Annotated in this window: 16 protein-coding genes; 6 read left to right on the forward strand and 10 right to left on the reverse strand. The window is 48.2% G+C overall.

Annotated features, from left to right (window positions below; genetic code table 11):
* Positions 1–21 precede the first annotated feature (21 nt).
* From VK958_RS00895 to mutM, 5 genes are read left to right on the forward strand one after another with little or no spacing between them, the layout of a single operon-like run.
* A complete protein-coding gene (locus VK958_RS00895; protein ID WP_325238371.1) occupies positions 22–975 on the forward strand; it encodes an ATP-binding cassette domain-containing protein in 954 nt (317 codons plus the stop codon).
* Between the two features lie 39 nt (positions 976–1014).
* Complete coding sequence (locus tag VK958_RS00900) at positions 1015–1758, forward strand: ABC transporter permease (protein ID WP_325238372.1); 744 nt, start codon at positions 1015–1017, stop codon at positions 1756–1758.
* Between the two features lie 27 nt (positions 1759–1785).
* Positions 1786–3171 carry a GldG family protein gene (locus VK958_RS00905; protein WP_325238373.1) on the forward strand — a complete coding sequence of 462 codons (1386 nt, stop codon included), beginning with the start codon at positions 1786–1788 and terminating at the stop codon, positions 3169–3171.
* 55 nt (positions 3172–3226) lie between these two features.
* Positions 3227–4135 carry a DUF4340 domain-containing protein gene (locus VK958_RS00910; RefSeq protein ID WP_325238374.1) on the forward strand — a complete coding sequence of 303 codons (909 nt, stop codon included), beginning with the start codon at positions 3227–3229 and terminating at the stop codon, positions 4133–4135.
* Between the two features lie 5 nt (positions 4136–4140).
* Positions 4141–4995 carry a bifunctional DNA-formamidopyrimidine glycosylase/DNA-(apurinic or apyrimidinic site) lyase gene (mutM, locus tag VK958_RS00915; RefSeq protein ID WP_325238375.1) on the forward strand — a complete coding sequence of 285 codons (855 nt, stop codon included), beginning with the start codon at positions 4141–4143 and terminating at the stop codon, positions 4993–4995.
* Positions 4996–5039: 44 nt separating this feature from the next.
* Here the strand turns inward: mutM and VK958_RS00920 are convergent, their stop codons facing one another.
* From VK958_RS00920 to VK958_RS00945, 6 genes are all read right to left on the reverse strand, one after another.
* Positions 5040–6503, reverse strand: a complete 1464-nt coding sequence (locus VK958_RS00920) for a sensor domain-containing diguanylate cyclase (protein ID WP_325238376.1) — start codon at positions 6501–6503, stop codon at positions 5040–5042.
* A gap of 162 nt (positions 6504–6665) precedes the next feature.
* Positions 6666–8135: a high affinity choline transporter 1 gene (locus tag VK958_RS00925; protein WP_325238377.1), complete on the reverse strand. Its 1470-nt coding sequence runs from the start codon at positions 8133–8135 to the stop codon at positions 6666–6668.
* Between the two features lie 136 nt (positions 8136–8271).
* A complete protein-coding gene (gene ubiB / locus VK958_RS00930; protein ID WP_325238378.1) occupies positions 8272–9819 on the reverse strand; it encodes a ubiquinone biosynthesis regulatory protein kinase UbiB in 1548 nt (515 codons plus the stop codon).
* A gap of 2 nt (positions 9820–9821) precedes the next feature.
* The gene (locus tag VK958_RS00935; protein WP_325238379.1) at positions 9822–10415 is read right to left on the reverse strand and encodes a ubiquinone biosynthesis accessory factor UbiJ; all 594 of its coding nucleotides are present in this window, start codon (positions 10413–10415) and stop codon (positions 9822–9824) included.
* A gap of 4 nt (positions 10416–10419) precedes the next feature.
* Positions 10420–11187: a bifunctional demethylmenaquinone methyltransferase/2-methoxy-6-polyprenyl-1,4-benzoquinol methylase UbiE gene (ubiE, locus tag VK958_RS00940; RefSeq protein WP_325238380.1), complete on the reverse strand. Its 768-nt coding sequence runs from the start codon at positions 11185–11187 to the stop codon at positions 10420–10422.
* A gap of 1 nt (position 11188) precedes the next feature.
* On the reverse strand, positions 11189–11566 hold the full coding sequence (locus tag VK958_RS00945; protein WP_325238381.1) for a gamma-butyrobetaine hydroxylase family protein: 378 nt from the start codon (positions 11564–11566) through the stop codon (positions 11189–11191).
* 244 nt (positions 11567–11810) lie between these two features.
* On the opposite strand from VK958_RS00945, the gene VK958_RS00950 reads away from it, so the two are divergent.
* The gene (locus VK958_RS00950; RefSeq protein ID WP_325238382.1) at positions 11811–13766 is read left to right on the forward strand and encodes a dynamin family protein; all 1956 of its coding nucleotides are present in this window, start codon (positions 11811–11813) and stop codon (positions 13764–13766) included.
* Between the two features lie 72 nt (positions 13767–13838).
* Here the strand turns inward: VK958_RS00950 and rpoH are convergent, their stop codons facing one another.
* The 4 genes from rpoH to VK958_RS00970 form a co-directional block, all read right to left on the reverse strand.
* Positions 13839–14693: an RNA polymerase sigma factor RpoH gene (gene rpoH / locus VK958_RS00955; protein ID WP_325238387.1), complete on the reverse strand. Its 855-nt coding sequence runs from the start codon at positions 14691–14693 to the stop codon at positions 13839–13841.
* Positions 14694–15054: 361 nt separating this feature from the next.
* Complete coding sequence (locus VK958_RS00960) at positions 15055–15387, reverse strand: DUF2171 domain-containing protein (protein WP_325238383.1); 333 nt, start codon at positions 15385–15387, stop codon at positions 15055–15057.
* A 122-nt stretch (positions 15388–15509) separates the two neighbouring features.
* Positions 15510–15971 carry a hypothetical protein gene (locus VK958_RS00965; RefSeq protein ID WP_325238384.1) on the reverse strand — a complete coding sequence of 154 codons (462 nt, stop codon included), beginning with the start codon at positions 15969–15971 and terminating at the stop codon, positions 15510–15512.
* Positions 15972–16228: 257 nt separating this feature from the next.
* Positions 16229–16864 carry a hypothetical protein gene (locus tag VK958_RS00970; RefSeq protein WP_325238385.1) on the reverse strand — a complete coding sequence of 212 codons (636 nt, stop codon included), beginning with the start codon at positions 16862–16864 and terminating at the stop codon, positions 16229–16231.
* Positions 16865–17088 lie beyond the last annotated feature (224 nt).

Genomic DNA, 17088 nt, shown 5'->3' on the forward strand with positions numbered 1-17088 from the left:
AAGTAAATGTGTGGAAGAAATATGGCAAATCTGACAGTTGAAGCGATTGAATTGACCCGCCTTTATGGAGGTCGTGCCGCGGTAAGTGATGTAACGTTCACCTTGCAGCAAGGGCAAGTGCTTGGGTTTCTAGGCCCAAATGGCGCCGGTAAATCCACCACGATGAAGATGTTAACCGGTAACCTTGCGCCTAGTGCCGGGAGTGTCAAGATCTGTGGCATCGATATGATCGAAAATCCCAAGGAAGCCAAGGCATTGATCGGGTATCTGCCGGAAATGCGTCCTTTATACAAAGAGTTTACGGTTGACGAATACCTGACCATCGCTGCACGGTTGCATAACGTTTCCAGCAAACATCTTAAACAAGCCGTTGAGCATGCCAAAGAACGTTGCGGGTTAACGCACATGAGCAAGCGGCTGATCGAAAACCTGTCTAACGGCTATCAGCAGCGCGTTGGCATTGCACAAGCGATTATTCATAACCCGATGGTGGTGATTCTGGATGAGCCTACGGTCGGGCTGGATCCTATCCAGATTCGCGATATCCGTGCACTGATCAAAGAAATCGGCCAGGCGCACAGTGTGATTGTGTCTACCCATATCCTGCCGGAAGTGGAAATGGTGTGTGACCATGTGCAGATCATTGATAAAGGCAAGCTGGTATTCAACGGCGGTATTGATGTGCTGAAACAGCAGCGGATCGGTAATAAATTGCTGGTCGGCCTGCGCCAGTCACCAGATGTTGCGCAGCTGACTGCCATTGAAGGTGTCGCAGAGGTAGAAGCCGCAGACGGTTTATGGCGTATCCGCTTTCATGAGGGTAGCCAGCCGCACGAAGCTATTGTGCAGGCCGCCGTTAAAAATGGCTGGGGGCTGTATCATATCGCCCCTGACCAGACCAGCCTGGAAGATGTATTCGTCCAACTGACCTATCATGACTCTGCTACTTCAGCAGACCTGCCTAAAGCCGCTTAATGCTGATTCTGCAAGGCCATCTACATTGAAAGACCACGTATGTTGAATATAGCAAGAAAAGAACTACAAAGCATGTTTGCCTCGCCTATGGGCTGGATTATCCTGGCAGTGATTGCCGCGATGTTTGGTAACTACTTCGCCAATGGCGTGACGGATTACCTGGATGTTGCCTCCGGCGCCATTCGCCCGGCGGAACGGTTTGGTATCACGCAATCCGTATCGCAAAGTGTGTATGGTTCAGCTTCTTTTATCATGCTGTTTGCCGTGCCTTTACTTTCCATGCGGCTGATTGCCGAGGAACGCCGCAGTCAAACGATGCCTTTCCTGTTTAGCTCGCCACTGTCCATCACCGATATCGTAGTTGGTAAATTTTTAGGCCTGTTGATATTCCTGGCTAGCCTTATTTTGTATATTGGCTTGATGCTGTCTACGCTCAATCTCTGGTCTGACATAGACTTCGGATATATTGTGGCCAATACCTTGGGCCTGTTTTTGTTGACCGGAAGCTTCTGTGCCTTGGGGATATACTTTTCCAGCCTGACTTCCCAGCCTATCATTGCCGGTATCTTAAGTTTTATCGTGTCTTTTATCCTGATGATCCTGGGGCGTTTTTTTGCAAGCGACCCTACTAGCATCGCCGGGCAGTTTTCTTTCTCAACGCATTTCCAATCCTTTGCTAATGGGCTCATCGATACCGCTGATCTGGCCTTCTTTATTTTATTCATCATTACTTTTTTAACTTTGACCATCCGTCGCCTGGATGCTGATCGTCTGCGTGGTTAACAGGAACTGTTTTAGTCTGAAAGCATTATGAAAATTAACCGTAAATTTAGATTGCAGTTACTGGCACAGAACTGGATGTTCGTGCTGGTATTTTTAACCATGATATTCATGCTGGGGTATCTGTCTAACCAGTACCGTTGGGCAAGAGATATCACACAGGCAAACCGTAATATCCTTACCCAGGGCAGTGTCAATGTGCTTAAGCAGATGGATGGTGATATCAATATTACCGTCTATGCGACCAAAGATGACGCCAGTAACGGCGACACTTTCCGCAAAGGCATGCTGGATTTCATAGCCCGATACCAGCGCGAAAAGAAAAATGTGTTCATCACCTTCATCAATCCTTCCGAAGAACCAAAACTGGCGCAAGAAGCTGGTGTCAAGGTGGATGGGGAAACCATCGTCGAATACAACAAGCGTAGCGAGCACATCAATCCGCCGTTTGCCGAGCAGGAGATGACTAATTTACTGGTGCGCCTGTCACGCACGAATAACCAGCCGGTAATGTACCTCGATGGGCATGGTGAACGCTTGTTGCAAGGCCAGAAGAACCATGACCTGGGCGAGTTTGGCAAGCAGCTGGAAAGCAAAGGCTTTAAATTTGCCAACCCCGATTTAACTATTGCGCAAGAGGTACCTGCTAACGGTTCCATGCTGGTCATTGCTTCTCCACAAGTAGATGTCAGTGCGGTTGAAGCCCAAAAAATCAAGGCTTATATCGAGGCTGGTGGCAATGTACTCTGGCTATTGGATGATGACAATCTGCATGGCTTGCAAGAGGTTGCCGATTATCTCGGCATTAAGGTGTCGGCAGGGATGGTAGTTGACCGTACGGCTGAACAATACGGGGCTGACCCTAAAATGTCTTTTGCCAGCCTGTATGGTGACCATCCGATCACGCGTAATTTCATGTTGCGCACGGTGTTCCCGGAAGCGCACGAAATCGATGGCCACGCTTCAGATGACTTGGGCTGGAAAGTCGGACGCCTGATTGATGTCGCCCAGAATGGCTGGCTGGAATCAGACAAGATACCAGCCGGTGCACAAAACGTGAAAGTGCGTTTTGACAAGGGCAAGGATAAAGCCGGCCCGATCAATATCGGTGTCGCGTTGGAGCGCGAATATGGTAAAAAAGGTCAGCGCGTGGTCGTGATCGGTAATGCTAACTTCCTTGCAAATACCTTTATCACCAATGGTGGCAATCTCGACCTGGGAATTAATATTATCAACTGGCTGGCAGGCGATGACCGGTTGATCACGATTCAACCAATGCCTTTGAAAGATATTAATATCAATATTCCTTCAGGTTCTATTGCAGCATTAGTTGTCGGCTATGGTACCCAGTATGTTTTGCCGATCGTTATTCTGATCGCAGGCTTTTTCCTGTGGTGGAAACGCCGTAAAGCTTAATAGAGTAAAGCTTGATTGAATTGTTGAAGTCGTATCGCGTACGGAGTTGGTTGCAATGAAAAAAAGATGGATTTTGAACCTGTTGCTGCTGGCTGTCGTGGTAGGGATTGCAGTTTTCCTGCACCTGCAGCCACAAGAAAAAGCGGCCGCTGCCAAATTCGATGTATCTACTCTTAAAATGGCTGATGCCGAGTCATTGAAAGTCGAGTTCCCCGCCAAGGCGCCTACCATTTTTGAACGTGAAGATGGCTACTGGATGATGCGCAAGCCTTATGCCGCGCGCGCAGACCAAATGTCTGTACAGCGCGCGCTATCCGTTATTGCAGCCACCAGTGGTATCAAGCTGCCATTGCAGGATGCCGCCAAATATGGGCTGGATCAACCCGAGTTGAAGGTGACTCTGTCAGGCAAGCAAGGTGAGCATGTGTTTGTTTTCGGCACGCATAATCCGGTCACCGAAGAGCAATATGTTGGCTACGCAGGTAATGTGTATATGCTCGCAGGCCAATATAGCGAAGCGGCATCTACGCAACCTATTGAGATGATAGATAAAATGCCGTTATCACCTGCCGAGCGCAAACAGTTGGCTGGGCTAGACCTGGCGCATCTGGAGCAGTGGGAAGAAAATGCCCTCAAGGTCCAGTTGGCAACCGATGGTAAATGGTCCGTGAATGACCCTAAGGCCAAACCTACCCAGAATGAGTTGAATGAGTGGATTGATTTTGGCTGGAAGCAAGCACAGGCGACTTCTGTCGAGGTGTACACGCCTGATCGTAAACAAGACTATGCTTCTTTCGAAGTGCTGTTGCGCGATGGCAAAAAAGTACATTTTGATAAAGTCCAGGAATCACCCGAGTACCTGCTGGCACGCCCGGATGAAGGTATTATCTATCATTTCCCTAACGATGTTGGTTTCACCATGGTAAATCCGCCGGTGAATATCCAGGCGCCGAAAAGCAAATAACAGCCATGCCAGAATTACCCGAGGTAGAAGTCACCCGCCTGGGGCTGTTGCCAGTTCAAGGCGCACGTATACGCGAAGTCACTATCCGGCATCATGGCCTGCGATGGCCCATCCCGTCTGATTTACCAGAGCGTTTACAAGGCCAGCGGGTATTACAGTTAACCCGGCGCGCCAAATATATCCTGATCGAAGTTGGCGAAATCGGTGATGCCGGAGAGTCGCTGCCCCGGGGCGTATTGTTACTCCATTTAGGCATGTCCGGCAGACTATGCTTGCTGGAACGTTACTTTCCCCATGAAAAACATGACCATGTCGATATTGCCTTCGAAGATGGGCGTGTGATCCGCTTGCGTGACCCAAGACGGTTTGGTGCCGTCTTGTGGCTGGATAAACAACCTTCCGAACATCCATTACTAAGCAGCCTGGGGCCGGAACCCCTGGATGCCGTGTTTGATGGCGAATATTTGTTCCAGCAATTGCGCTCACGAAATGCGGCGATCAAGCCGACGATTATGGATGCGCATATCGTCGTCGGCGTCGGGAATATTTATGCCAGTGAGTCATTATTCCGGGCGCGTATTCACCCGGAGACACCCGCCAAACGTTTGACACTAGGGCAATGCCAGCTGCTGGTGGCTGAGATCAAGGCTACCTTACTTGCGGCGCTTGAAGCAGGTGGGAGCAGTTTGAGGGACTTTTTTGGTGCTGATGGCAATCCTGGCTATTTTCAGCAGACTTATTATGTTTACGGTCGCACCGGGCAGCCTTGCCGCGTGTGCGGGCAATTGATTGCAAATATACGCCTGGGCCAGCGTTCTACTTTTTATTGCGCGACATGCCAGCCGCGCGCGCTTGTCTAAACCGCCAGACTTTCCAAACCTGGCTTAATCAACCCAGCCTGGTATCAAGCAGTCTCGTGATCCGTATCACTATCAGGCTTAATGCAGTTGCGTCCGGCATGTTTGGCTTCATAAAGGTGATGGTCAGCACGTTCAACCACTTGCGCGAATGCTTCACTTTGCTGCATTTCTGCCAGACCGGCACTAATCGTCACCCTGACAACCTGGTTATTAAAGTGAAATTGCAGTCCCGCCACGGCTGAACGGATGATTTCGGTGATTCCCCGCGCGCGCTCAAGATCGCAGCTCGCCAGTAATAACAGAAACTCTTCCCCACCCCAGCGGCACACGATATCTTCTTCACGCACATGGGACTTAATGAGCTGGGCAATTCGGGTTAGCACCAAATCGCCTGCCTGATGCCCATAGTTATCGTTAATCTGCTTGAACAGGTCTATATCCAGCAACACTAATGACAGCGATTCGTCACGTCGCTTGCAGCGTGCAACCGCCTGCCTGAAGTAAAACTCGAACACCTGGCGGCTGGTAGCCCCTGTCAGTTTATCCTGGGTGGCCATGGATTCCAGCCTCTCATGGTAGCCACGCACCGCCACATGCGCGAGTAACAACACAATTACGCTAATAACCAGTGCTACAGCCATATTGATAATAAAGGCAGTTTCAATGCGGTCAGAGCTAGGGTCATTGACCTGTTCGACAATCAGATGCCAGTCAAACTCAGGCACCAGCCTGCTGTTTAGGTAAAGCGTGCTGCCATTTTTGGTTTGAAATGAAGATGATGCGCTAGGCGAGGTAAGGATTTTGACAAATGCCTTATTCAATGCCGTCTTGTTTTCGGTATGCAGCTCGGAATGATATTGGCTGCTTCGTAGCATGATTTCGCCCTGACGATTGACGAAGTAAATCTCGCGGCCATAGCGTTTCTGGTAATTTTCTATCAGTTCAACCACCGATTGCAAAGCCAGGCCAACCCCGATAATGCCAATAAAATTGCCAGATTTGTCTTCAATACGGTAATTAACAAAAATGCTTAAGCGCCTGGCATCGGCGGTATCGCGGTCTATATTAATCACGTACGGGTGACGGGAGTCTTTCGCCTCAAAATACCAGCTTTCATCTTCATTGGCTTCTGATACTTTTTTCAGGACACCGCTAGGATGGTAGTAAAGCCTGGATTTTTCGGAGATGAAAAATGCAGTGATGGTGTTATATTTCTTCTGGATCTGGGCCAGGTAACTGGTCATCTTGGTAGCATCTTTTTCGCCACCATTCACCCAGTCAAATACAAACACATCGTTAGCCATCAGTGAAGAAATCAGCAATGGCTGTAACAAGTCACGCTGGATTTCTGAATATATATTGTCGCTGGTGAGTGGCAGCATCTCCTGCTGCAGGCGTTCAGTCAGCGAGTCTTTGGCCACAAAGTAGCCAATCAGGCTGGTCGCCAGAAAGCCCGTCAATACAATGACGCTGAGGATAATGATGTAAAACCGTTTGTTGACTACCATAAAATGCTTGCTTACAAATTGCTGAAACTAACCTGGCATTATCATGAATGCCCACCTGTTTTGTTTGCCGGAACAATCACGGCTTTAAATGGCAGTTCGGCATATCCAGGTCCAGAGTCGATCATTTTATATCAATACAGTTTTGAACGTTGCCTAACGTAGTTATTCAACATGCCTGCGTGCCGCATGTTCATGCAGATAGCCATGCGGTGGTTGTGGCGAGCCACCAAACTTCTGCGGCAACAGTGAGCCAATCACCATCGCTATCGCACTGATCACCAGACCAAGTAATTGTGCGGGTATCAGGCTCTCATCACCGACCATCACTTCCACCAGTATCCAGCTGCCGATACCAAAAATAATCGCAGCCAGTGCGCCCTGGCTACTGGCTCTGTTCCAGAATGCCCCAAAAAACAGGGGCACAAATGCGCCAGCCAACGTGATTTTATAAGCGCTTTCTACCATGCCGAATATAGAGAGCTCGGAATTCAGCGCATAAAATAACACCATCCCAGCAAAGCCGACCAGGCACATGCGCATGACACGCAGGAATGCATGGTCATTCATGTGAGGGACAAATCCTTTAATCACGTTTTCAGCAAAAGTCACAGAAGGCGCCAGTAAGGTCGCAGAAGAGCAGCTCATAATGGCTGAGAGCACTGCACCAAAGAAAATTGCCTGGGCCAGTAATGGCGTATGCGTTAGCACTAGAGTAGGCAACACGCGCTGAGAGTCGGTTTCAACCAGCGCACCGAAGGTTGCAGGATCTATTAACGTTGCCGCATAGGCGATGAACATGGGCACGAACGTAAAACAGAAATAAATACTGGCACCCAGGATAGAACCCCACAGTGCGATATTGGCAGTTTTGGCGGAAGTGATGCGCTGGAAAACGTCTTGCTGTGGAATGGAGCCCAGCATCATGGTCAGCCAGCCGCCCAGGAAAGTCAGCCACACGCTCCAGTTGGTGGATTGCGGGAAAAAATGCAGTTTTCCGGCATTGCGTGCATGTTCAATCACCGGACCCACACCACCAGTCTGGCCGGAAACGATGCTGGCGATATAAAGCAGCCCGCCTATCACTACAATCATCTGCACAAAGTCCAGGATAGCGACAGATAGCATGCCGCCTAGTGTGGTGTAGGTGAGGACAATGGCGGTGCCTAGAATCATGCCGGTCTGTTCCGGAATATACCCATCGCTGATGAGGTTGAAAATCAGCCCCAGCGCTTTGATTTGCGCCGCGACCCAGCCCATGTAGGAGACCACAATCGCAATAGTGGTGAGGATTTCTACCGTGCGGTTATAACGCATGCGATAGAAGTCACCAAGGGTCAGGATGTTGAGTTTGTATAAGCGGCTGGAAAAGAAGATACCGGCAATGATCAGGCACATGCTGGAGCCAAAGGGATCAGCCGCAACACCGGTCAGCCCCTCGCGCACGAAAGTCGCGGAAACACCAAACACAGCTTCGGCGCCAAACCAGGTGGCAAATACCGTCGCCATGACTACAGGTAGCGGTAAATGGCGACCGGCAACAGCATAGTCCTTGGTGCTGTGAACGTTTCTGGCTGCAAACAGGCCGATGGCAATGGAGACCAGCAAATACGCTATCACAAACCAGAGCAGCACTATCTCTATCCTTTTAAGGCCGTTGCAAAAAGCAGATTTTAAAACAAAACCTGTTTAAGGATAGGGATTGTTTTGTCTGGAAAAGTAAAAAAGCCTGAAACCCAGGCTTTTTTACTAATGTATATATTGTCGAAGCTTAATGTACGAATAACAAGAACAAACTGGCCAGTTGTAACACAACTAGTATGCCGATGGCAGTGATAAACCATTTCTGCCAGATGGCTTGTTTGTTCTGTGTCGCAAGCATGGCATCAATATGGCTTTGCTGTTTGGCAAACTCGCTCTGGTTACGTAAATATTGCTCGAATAACCTTGGGATTTCAGCCGCGTGTGCCAGCATGTAAGGTAATTCGTGTTTGGCGGATTTGATTAATCTGCGCCAGCCTATCTGTTCGCTCATCCAGCGTTTCAGGAAAGGTTTGGCGCTATGCCATAGATCAATATTGGGGTCTAGCTCACGCCCCATGCCTTCAATGTTGAGCAGGGTTTTTTGCAGCATAATCAGTTGTGGTTGAATGTTGACACCAAAGCGGCGTGACATCTGGAACAGGCTAAGCAGGGTACGGCCAAAAGAAATATCCTTCAGCGGCTTTTCAAAAATCGGTTCACAGATGGCGCGGATCGCCGTTTCCAAGGCTTCCACATTGGTATCGGCTGGCACCCAGCCCGACTCAATATGGGCTACCGCGACGTCACGGTAATCTCGGTTGAAGAATGCCAGGAAATTGCGTGCCAGGTAATATTGGTCTGTGGGCGACAGGCTGCCCATAATGCCAAAATCCAGGGCAATAAACTTGCCTTTGTCCGGCCCTTCAGTGACTACCTGGATATTGCCAGGGTGCATATCTGCATGAAAAAAACCATCACGGAATACCTGTGTGAAAAATATTTCAACACCCTCATGCGCGAGTTGGGTCAGGTTGATGCCTGCGGCTTTTAAAGTGTAGATATCGCGTACAGGTGTGCCGAACATGCGCTGCATCGTCATCACTTGTTTGCGCGAGTAATCCCAGTAAACAACAGGCACTAACAGGCGCTTGTCGCTGAAGTTGCGGCCCAGTTGCGAGCATTGCGCGGCTTCCAGCGTCAGGTCTAGTTCATGTTCAGTATGACGTGCAAACTCATCGACCATTTCGTCCGGCTTCAGACGGCGGCCTTCACTCGACAGTTTTTTTACCCACCAGGCTAAAGTACGCAACAGTGCGATATCGCGATGGATGATCGCGGCAATGCCCGGGCGCAATACTTTAACAGCTACCTGTTCACCACTGTGCAAGGTGGCAAAATGCACTTGTGCGACAGAGGCGCTGGCGACCGGCACCGGGTCGAAATCGGCATAAGTGCTGTGAAGTGGCGCATTAAAAGCTTCAATCAGAATCACTTCTACAGTGCTGAATGCAAATGGGGGTACCCTGTCTTGCAGTTTGGTCAGTTCATCGGCCACATCGGGCGGTAACAGGTCGCGGCGCGTAGACAGCATCTGGCCGAACTTAACAAAAATCGGCCCTAGTCTTTCAAGTGCCAGCCTTAGCCTGATCGCGCGCTGATGGGGTGCCTGCCGCCAGAAAAACAACAGGTTTAGCAGGCGCGGTAGTGTATTAGAATTTTGTTCGCGTACAAAAAAAATGTCTAGCCGGTACCAAATAAAAATGCCGATAATGTGAAAGAGACGAAACCAATGCATGTTTATCGGCTTTCTGGAGAGGGCGCAGCCGCAAGTAATTTTTCGATACGGGATTGCAAGCGGTCAGCATCTTCACGCAGGCGGTCTACTGACTGGTTAAAGTTTTCTACACTGGTTTTTTTAGCCATCAACGGTTGTTCTTCCTGCCAGTATTCAACCAGCATTTCTCCCAGGTTTTTGGCATTGGTTTGCAACTGTTTGAATTTTTCCTGGCCAAGTTGCACCACTTGGTAGGCAGCGACATCGCCGACTACTTTGCTCAAGTCTTCTTCTACATCCCAGCGGATAGCAGAGAATATCTTTCCCACTTCAATGCCGAGTGTGGCATTGCCATCTATTTTGATCATGCTGGAGGCGAGCGGATCTTTACGTAATAAACGCATGACCAGGCTAGGCGGCAGGTGGATGGTGGCATCAGGATCAGCAGAGTCGGCAGCAACGGCCAGTTCGCCATTTTGCAGAATAGTCAGGGTGACCTGGGCAACCTTGAAGTCCATGCGTATCGTTTGGTTGGCATAAGGCTGAAGCAAAGGGGCGGTCCAGCTGTTTTGCTGCATCAGGTGTTGCAGCACAAATTGAATCAATGGTTTGAACATACGATTAAAGTTTAATGCCTTTATGCAAAGCCACTACGCCTGCGGTCAGGTTGTAATAATCCACTTTAGCGAAACCTGCGTCATGCATCATCTGCTTGAGGGTTTCCTGGTCAGGGTGCATACGTATGCTTTCCGCCAGGTAACGGTAGCTGGGCTCGTCATTAGCTATCCATTTACCCAGTTTAGGCAGCAATTTAAACGAATAGGTATCATAAAGTTTTTCCAGTGGTTGCCACACTTTAGAAAATTCCAGTACCAGCAAGCGACCACCAGGTTTGAGCACACGCTGCATTTCACGCAAAGCTGTGTCTTTGTGGGTCATGTTGCGCAAGCCAAATGCGACGATGACACAATGAAAGGTTTCATCTGCAAACGGTAATGTTTCTGCATTACATTGTGCGGCTGGGATAGTCAGGCCGGCATCAATCATACGGTCACGTCCCACGCTGAGCATGGAGGCATTGATATCGGTCAGAATTACCTGGCCGGGGTTGTGCGCAGACTGTGTGCCGACTTTCTTGGCAAACAAGCTGGATAGATCGCCGCTGCCACCTGCAATATCCAGCACCTTGTCACCATGACCTACACCGCTGACATCCACTGCAAATCGTTTCCACAAACGATGCAGACCGGCTGACATCACGTCGTTCATGATGTTATATTTTTGCGCTACTGAATGAAACACCTCGCCGACTTTCTTTTGTTTGTCGTGTTCAGCGACTCTCTCAAAGCCAAAATGGGTGGTTTTATCCTGCTCAGTGTTGTCTTGCATATTAGGTTTCCTTACGGGTGTGGCCAGCGATGGTCAGCTTGGTGATGTAATCCTGCCACAGGCTCTCATAGTGCTGGGCCAGGTAATACAAATAATCCCATGAATACAGGCCAGTATCATGACCGTCGTCAAAAATCAGTTTAATGGCATATCTGCCCACTGGTTCGATGCCGCTGATGTTCACAAGTTCTTTGCCGGTTTGCAATACTTCCTGCCCGGCGCCGTGACCGCGCACTTCCGCGGAAGGGGAATACACCCGCAAAAATTCGCATGAAAGCATGCATTCGGTATCGTTATCGAAATGGATTTCCAGCAAGCGCGAGCCCTGATGCAGCTGGATCAGGGTAGGGGTTGGAGTTTCTGCTTGAAGACCGCTCATGGCATTGAAGAAAGTCGTACTTTAGACCGTTAAATAACTTAACCGAATGATAGCAGATGACAACGGCCTACGCATAAGTGCGTATATGTCTAATCTTATGGTTGATAATTCATTTTATTTGTGAATTAATGGCTATACCTACATGATTTATTTGAACTTTTCTAAAATCATGATAGATTAACGAAAAACAGGTAACCCTTAAGTAGGTTGCCGAATAACGATTAAGCAGGTCTAAGCAGGTCCTATGGAAAATAACAGACTGGCACAACGATTTGATTTGTATACGCGCTGGCGTGAGACGATTGCTGATGTATTGGGGGAGTATCGGCGCTGGTTGGTCGATAAGCAGCTCAGCGATGTGCAACTTGAAGAGCGTATTCAGCAACAACTCAATCGCTTGCGGGAAGATAAACTGACGGTCGCATTTGTGGCAGAGTTTTCCCGGGGGAAATCCGAACTGATCAACGCTATTTTCTTTTCAGATTATGGCCATCGTTTATTACCTTCTGGTGCCGGGCGTACCACCATGTGTCCGACCGAACTTCGCTATGACCAGGGCAAGCCGGTCAGTCTTTCGTTGTTGCCGATAGAAAGCAGCGCTAACCAGATTTCCATCAGTGAATATAGACGCATGCCACAGGAATGGTCGGTGATTGAATTCGACGCGCACTCCCGTGAGAGTATGGTGGAAGCGTTTAAAGAAGTCAGCCGCACGCGGCGTGTGACGCGCGAAGAAGCGCAAACCCTGGGTTTATATCACCCGGACCATCCCGATGATTTAATGCTGATCGGCCAGGATGGGTTGATGGAAATCCCTTGCTGGCGTTATGCTGTAATCAATTTCCCGCACGCCTTGCTCAAGCAAGGGTTGGTGATACTGGATACACCAGGTTTAAACGCGATTGGTGCAGAACCAGAATTGACCATGAGCATGTTGCCAAATGCGCATGCCGTACTGTTTATCCTCGGTGCCGATACTGGCGTGACAAAGTCAGAAATGGAAGTCTGGCGGCGTTATATCAGTGGTGCGCGCTGGAAACAAAAAGGCCGCATGGCCGTGCTCAACAAAATCGATGGTCTGTGGGATCCGCTCAAAACTGACGATGAAATACAGGCCGAGTTGTACCACCAATTGCAAACAACGGCCGAATTGTTAGGCCTGTCACGTGAACAGATTTTACCGACCTCCGCTCAAAAAGGCTTGCTGGCGAAAGTGACAGGGGATCACCAGTTACTGGCAAAAAGCCGCTTATTACAGCTTGAAAAAAATCTTTCTGATGAGTTGATTCCAGCCAAGCAGGAAATCGTGCGTGAAAGCATACATAGCGAACTTGAAGATATGATGCTGCAAACGCGCAGCATATTAGAAACGCGCTTGCAAAGTGTGATCGATCAAACTGACGAGCTCAGGTGCTTACAAGGTAAAAATGAAGATGTGATTGCGCAAATGATGCGCAAGGTTAAACAGGACAAAGTCAATTTTGAAGTTGGTTTGCAACGTTATCAAGCGCTACGTAGCGTATTTTCAGTGCAGTCCAACCAGTTGTTCCATCACTTGGGCATGCCGGCACTCAAAAGCAAAGTGCGCGAAACACGCGACAATATGATGAAAGCGTCATTCACCAAAACCATGCGCCAGGCCATGGATGATTTTTTCAGTGACTTGAAGCGCCGTATGATGGAAGCAGACATGCATGTGCTCGAAATCAAAAAAATGATGGAAGCCATGTACGAAAAATTCTCTAAAGAACATGGGCTGCTGCAAAAAACGCCGCCACCGTTTTCAACTTCGCGTTACCTAAAAGCGCTTAACAAACTTGAAACCATATACCGCGATCAGTTCAATACGACTTTTAACATGATCGCGCATGAGAAATTCACGTTAACGAGCAAGTTTTTTGAAACATTGGCCAGTCATGTAATTCTCGAATATGAAGCAGCCAACCGTGACGCTGAAAGCTGGTTGAAAGCCGTGATTGCGCCTATGGAAAGCCAGATGCGTGAGCATCATGTGCAATTGAAACGACGTGTGGAAAGCATTAAACGCATTTACCAGGCAACGGATACTTTGGAAGAGCGCATTGCGGACCTGGAACAGGTGGAGCTGACCATCAGGCAACAACTCGCCGAGCTGGAGCAACTGAATGGTAAAGCCCTGCATACCCTGCAACACGAAGAAGTAGTTGTGCAGGCGGCTTAGATAGGCATTAATTGATAAGGATATAAATAAAAACGGGTGCCTAAGCACCCGTTTTTATTACATACATCTTTATTATTTGCTTTCAAGCATGTAGCTCTTGATCTTCTGCATGGCTTTTTGCTCAATCTGGCGGATACGTTCAGCAGATACGTTGAACTCAGCTGCCAGTTCGTGCAGGGTAGATACATTGCCCTCAGTCAACCAGCGCGCCTGTAATACGCGGCGACTACGTTCATCCAGCTGTTGCAGTGCCATGCTCAACCCTTCAGTCTGCATATGCTCAGTCTGTAATGTTTCTAGCAAGACTGAAGGCTCAGGGCCTTCATCCTGCAAGTAAGCAATCGGGCTATACATTTCTTCGCCATCATCATCCACCTGCGCGTCAAGTGGGATCTCCTGACCGTTCAGGCGATATTCCATTTCGACTACTTCTTCGGGTTTCACATTCAATTCAGTAGCGATACGATTTACATCATCTGGGCTTAATGTTTCAAAACCTTGCTTCATGCTACGCAAATTGAAAAATAACTTACGTTGTGCTTTAGTAGTCGCGGTTTTCACCAGGCGCCAGTTACGCACAATGTATTCATGGATTTCAGCTTTGATCCAGTGCATGGCGAATGACACCAGACGCACACCGCGCTCTGGGTCAAAGCGTTTTACCGCTTTCATCAGCCCAATGTTACCTTCCTGAATCAGGTCAGCTTGCGGCAAGCCATAACCACTGTAACCACGTGCGATACTGGCAACCAGGCGCAGGTGTGACACTATCAGGCCGCGTGCGGCTTCAAGGTCACCGCTCTCTTTCAAGCGTGTGGCATAGCTGTATTCTTCTTCAGGCGTAAGGATAGGGAACTGCTTGATCGTTTGCAGGTATTTATCCAAACTGTCCGCTGAGGAAACGACAGGTATAGTTAAAGCGTTAATGGTAAAGCTCCTTATGAAAGAAGAGATTTAAACTAATTTTAGCACTCATGGAGTGAGAGTGCTAGTCTGAATAAAAGTTCAAGCAATATCTCTTTCAAACTATGCTCGGCCAGCTCTTTATATCAGCCTGTTTCCTGCGATCAACGCCAACTGAAATTATCCCCAAATGCAGCGGATTGAGGACCATCAAATAAACTAGATATCAGCCTATCATCTAATTGATGAGAGAATTTAGTGCGGGACTATATTGACCTAGCCCCATATTTAAATAAAAACATAAATATTAAGGCTTAATAAATCAAAAACCCAAGGGGTCAGCCATGAGTTTTGATTTAATGACTATTACGCTCAATCAGAGTGATTAATGAATTGGCGTCACTGACCACTCTTGCATCGCTTCATCACCAGGACGATCAACGACTACTTGGCCATTTTCGGTGCTGGTCACCCAGTCAGTTGGTATATAGTGGTGCAGCCCATTGCTGTCTTTGTTTAACTTGATGCAGTCAGTGCCTTCCAGATGATCCACCGTTGCAAACTGGCCTCCTTCTGAACAGACTACTGGCATTTCAGGAAGGATCTGATTGATATTCACATTGCGTTCCTGTGACAGTACGTTTTCATTGCTTGTGTCAGGATTAATCGCGTTGTCAATGATTTCTTCTACCAAGTTTTTTGGGGCATTATCTACCATTCTTATCTCCTTAACATTTGTGAGTATTGTTCTTCAATCGAACCATGATCATAAATGCAGCTGCTGATAAGGTTTATCAGGAAATGGCTGATGCCTTTGTAAGAATTACGGAAAGCAACTTTTTAGTCTCTACCTTTCCCACGTCCTGGGCCACGATCACCATGCTTGGGACCGCCATGCCCTTTTTTGTCGAAATGTTCATGTCTATGGTCATCTCTGCCACCTCTGTAATCGCCATGCTCGTGTGAATAAGTCACATAACGTGGAGCATATACATTCTGGTACCAGGCATCCTGTACGAAATATACCTGTCTTCCACAGGCCCCATAGTTACCACAATACCGGGACCATTTTTTCATATGGCCTGGGGGCACACGCAGATACATAGGTGGTTGAACCACAGCGACAGGAGGTGCCTGGATAATCACCGGTTGCGCATAGACGACTTGTGGAGGCGGGTAAGGGTCACCTAAAACGATCTGGCCATAAAATCCCGGCTGACCGATGCTGACAGCTACGCCATCTGCAAATGCTAGAACTGAAGTTGTTAAAAGTAAGACACCTATCGCTATATTTTTAATCATGGTATTCCCTCTCAAATAAACATGCTCAGTAAATTAACAGCATGAAATAAATGCAATTGAGCGCATTTTAAAAATCCGCTCACAAGGAAAGTAGTCTCATAAATCTGATAGCAACGTCAGAATGCACTGACAGTTGGATAGGAATTTATCCCAGTTAGGTAGTATTGAAAAAGTAAAAAGCTATTGATCTAATAGCTTAGAGGACGCAGAAAAATCAAGTGTCAATTTTCCTGCGAGTCATTTAATAAAGCGTTAGCTTATTTAATATTCCTGATCGCCACCCATCCCAAATCATGCATACACATCACAAATGCACGCTTAAACGTCTGTGTTTTGTAGTCAGGTAAATAATCCGGCCCCAGTTCTTTCTCGCATGAGACCTGATCCCGTTTCAGCTTGTCTGGAAACGCGCCCATTTTCCACCATGAGTTAATCGCGTATTCCACATCCGGGCCGTCATTCACTGTTGAGTGGGTGGCGGTCTTTTCAGTTTTGTCTTCTGAAATTGTGCTGGTTGTCGTTGCCGCAGCGGTGGGTGCTGCTATCTCTGCAGGCTTGGTTATGGGCGTAGCACTATTCTGTGGTGTTTTCGCAACAGCAGGGGTAGCTGGTTTTTCCTTTTTATCCGGTGGGATATCAATAAACGGACTTGGTTTGCTGATGACTTCCTGGTGGTTGTCACGGGTTTCTATCGTCGCAAACAGCGGGTCCATGGCGTCAATTTTAGGTTTTTGCCAGCCTTGTTCTGACAGGCAGGCGGCCAGTTGATCGCCGCTGCCGCGGCAGGCTTGGTGCGCTCTGTCTATATCTTGCTGTGAACCTCCACGCTTGTAAGAAACTTCGCCGCATGCGGGTAATAAAGCCATCAGAAATAAGTAAGTTAAAAGACGCATTGCGAGTCCTGTTCTCAATTTGTTATGTGCAGTCTAGCGATGTTTGCTATTTAGCATCCTACGCAAATTGACGTATTTGTCCTACACCTCCCTGTCGTTAATCTGGGCACAAGTTTTGATCGACTGTGATTGTTTTGAAGTTAACGAGAAAGGGAGTTTTAGATGATGAATATTAAAAAATGTGCCTTGCATACCGCGGTAGCAATGGCTTGTGGCCTCGGTGT

The sequence above is a fragment of the Methylophilus sp. genome (genome assembly GCF_035460085.1).
Lineage (GTDB): Bacteria > Pseudomonadota > Gammaproteobacteria > Burkholderiales > Methylophilaceae > Methylophilus.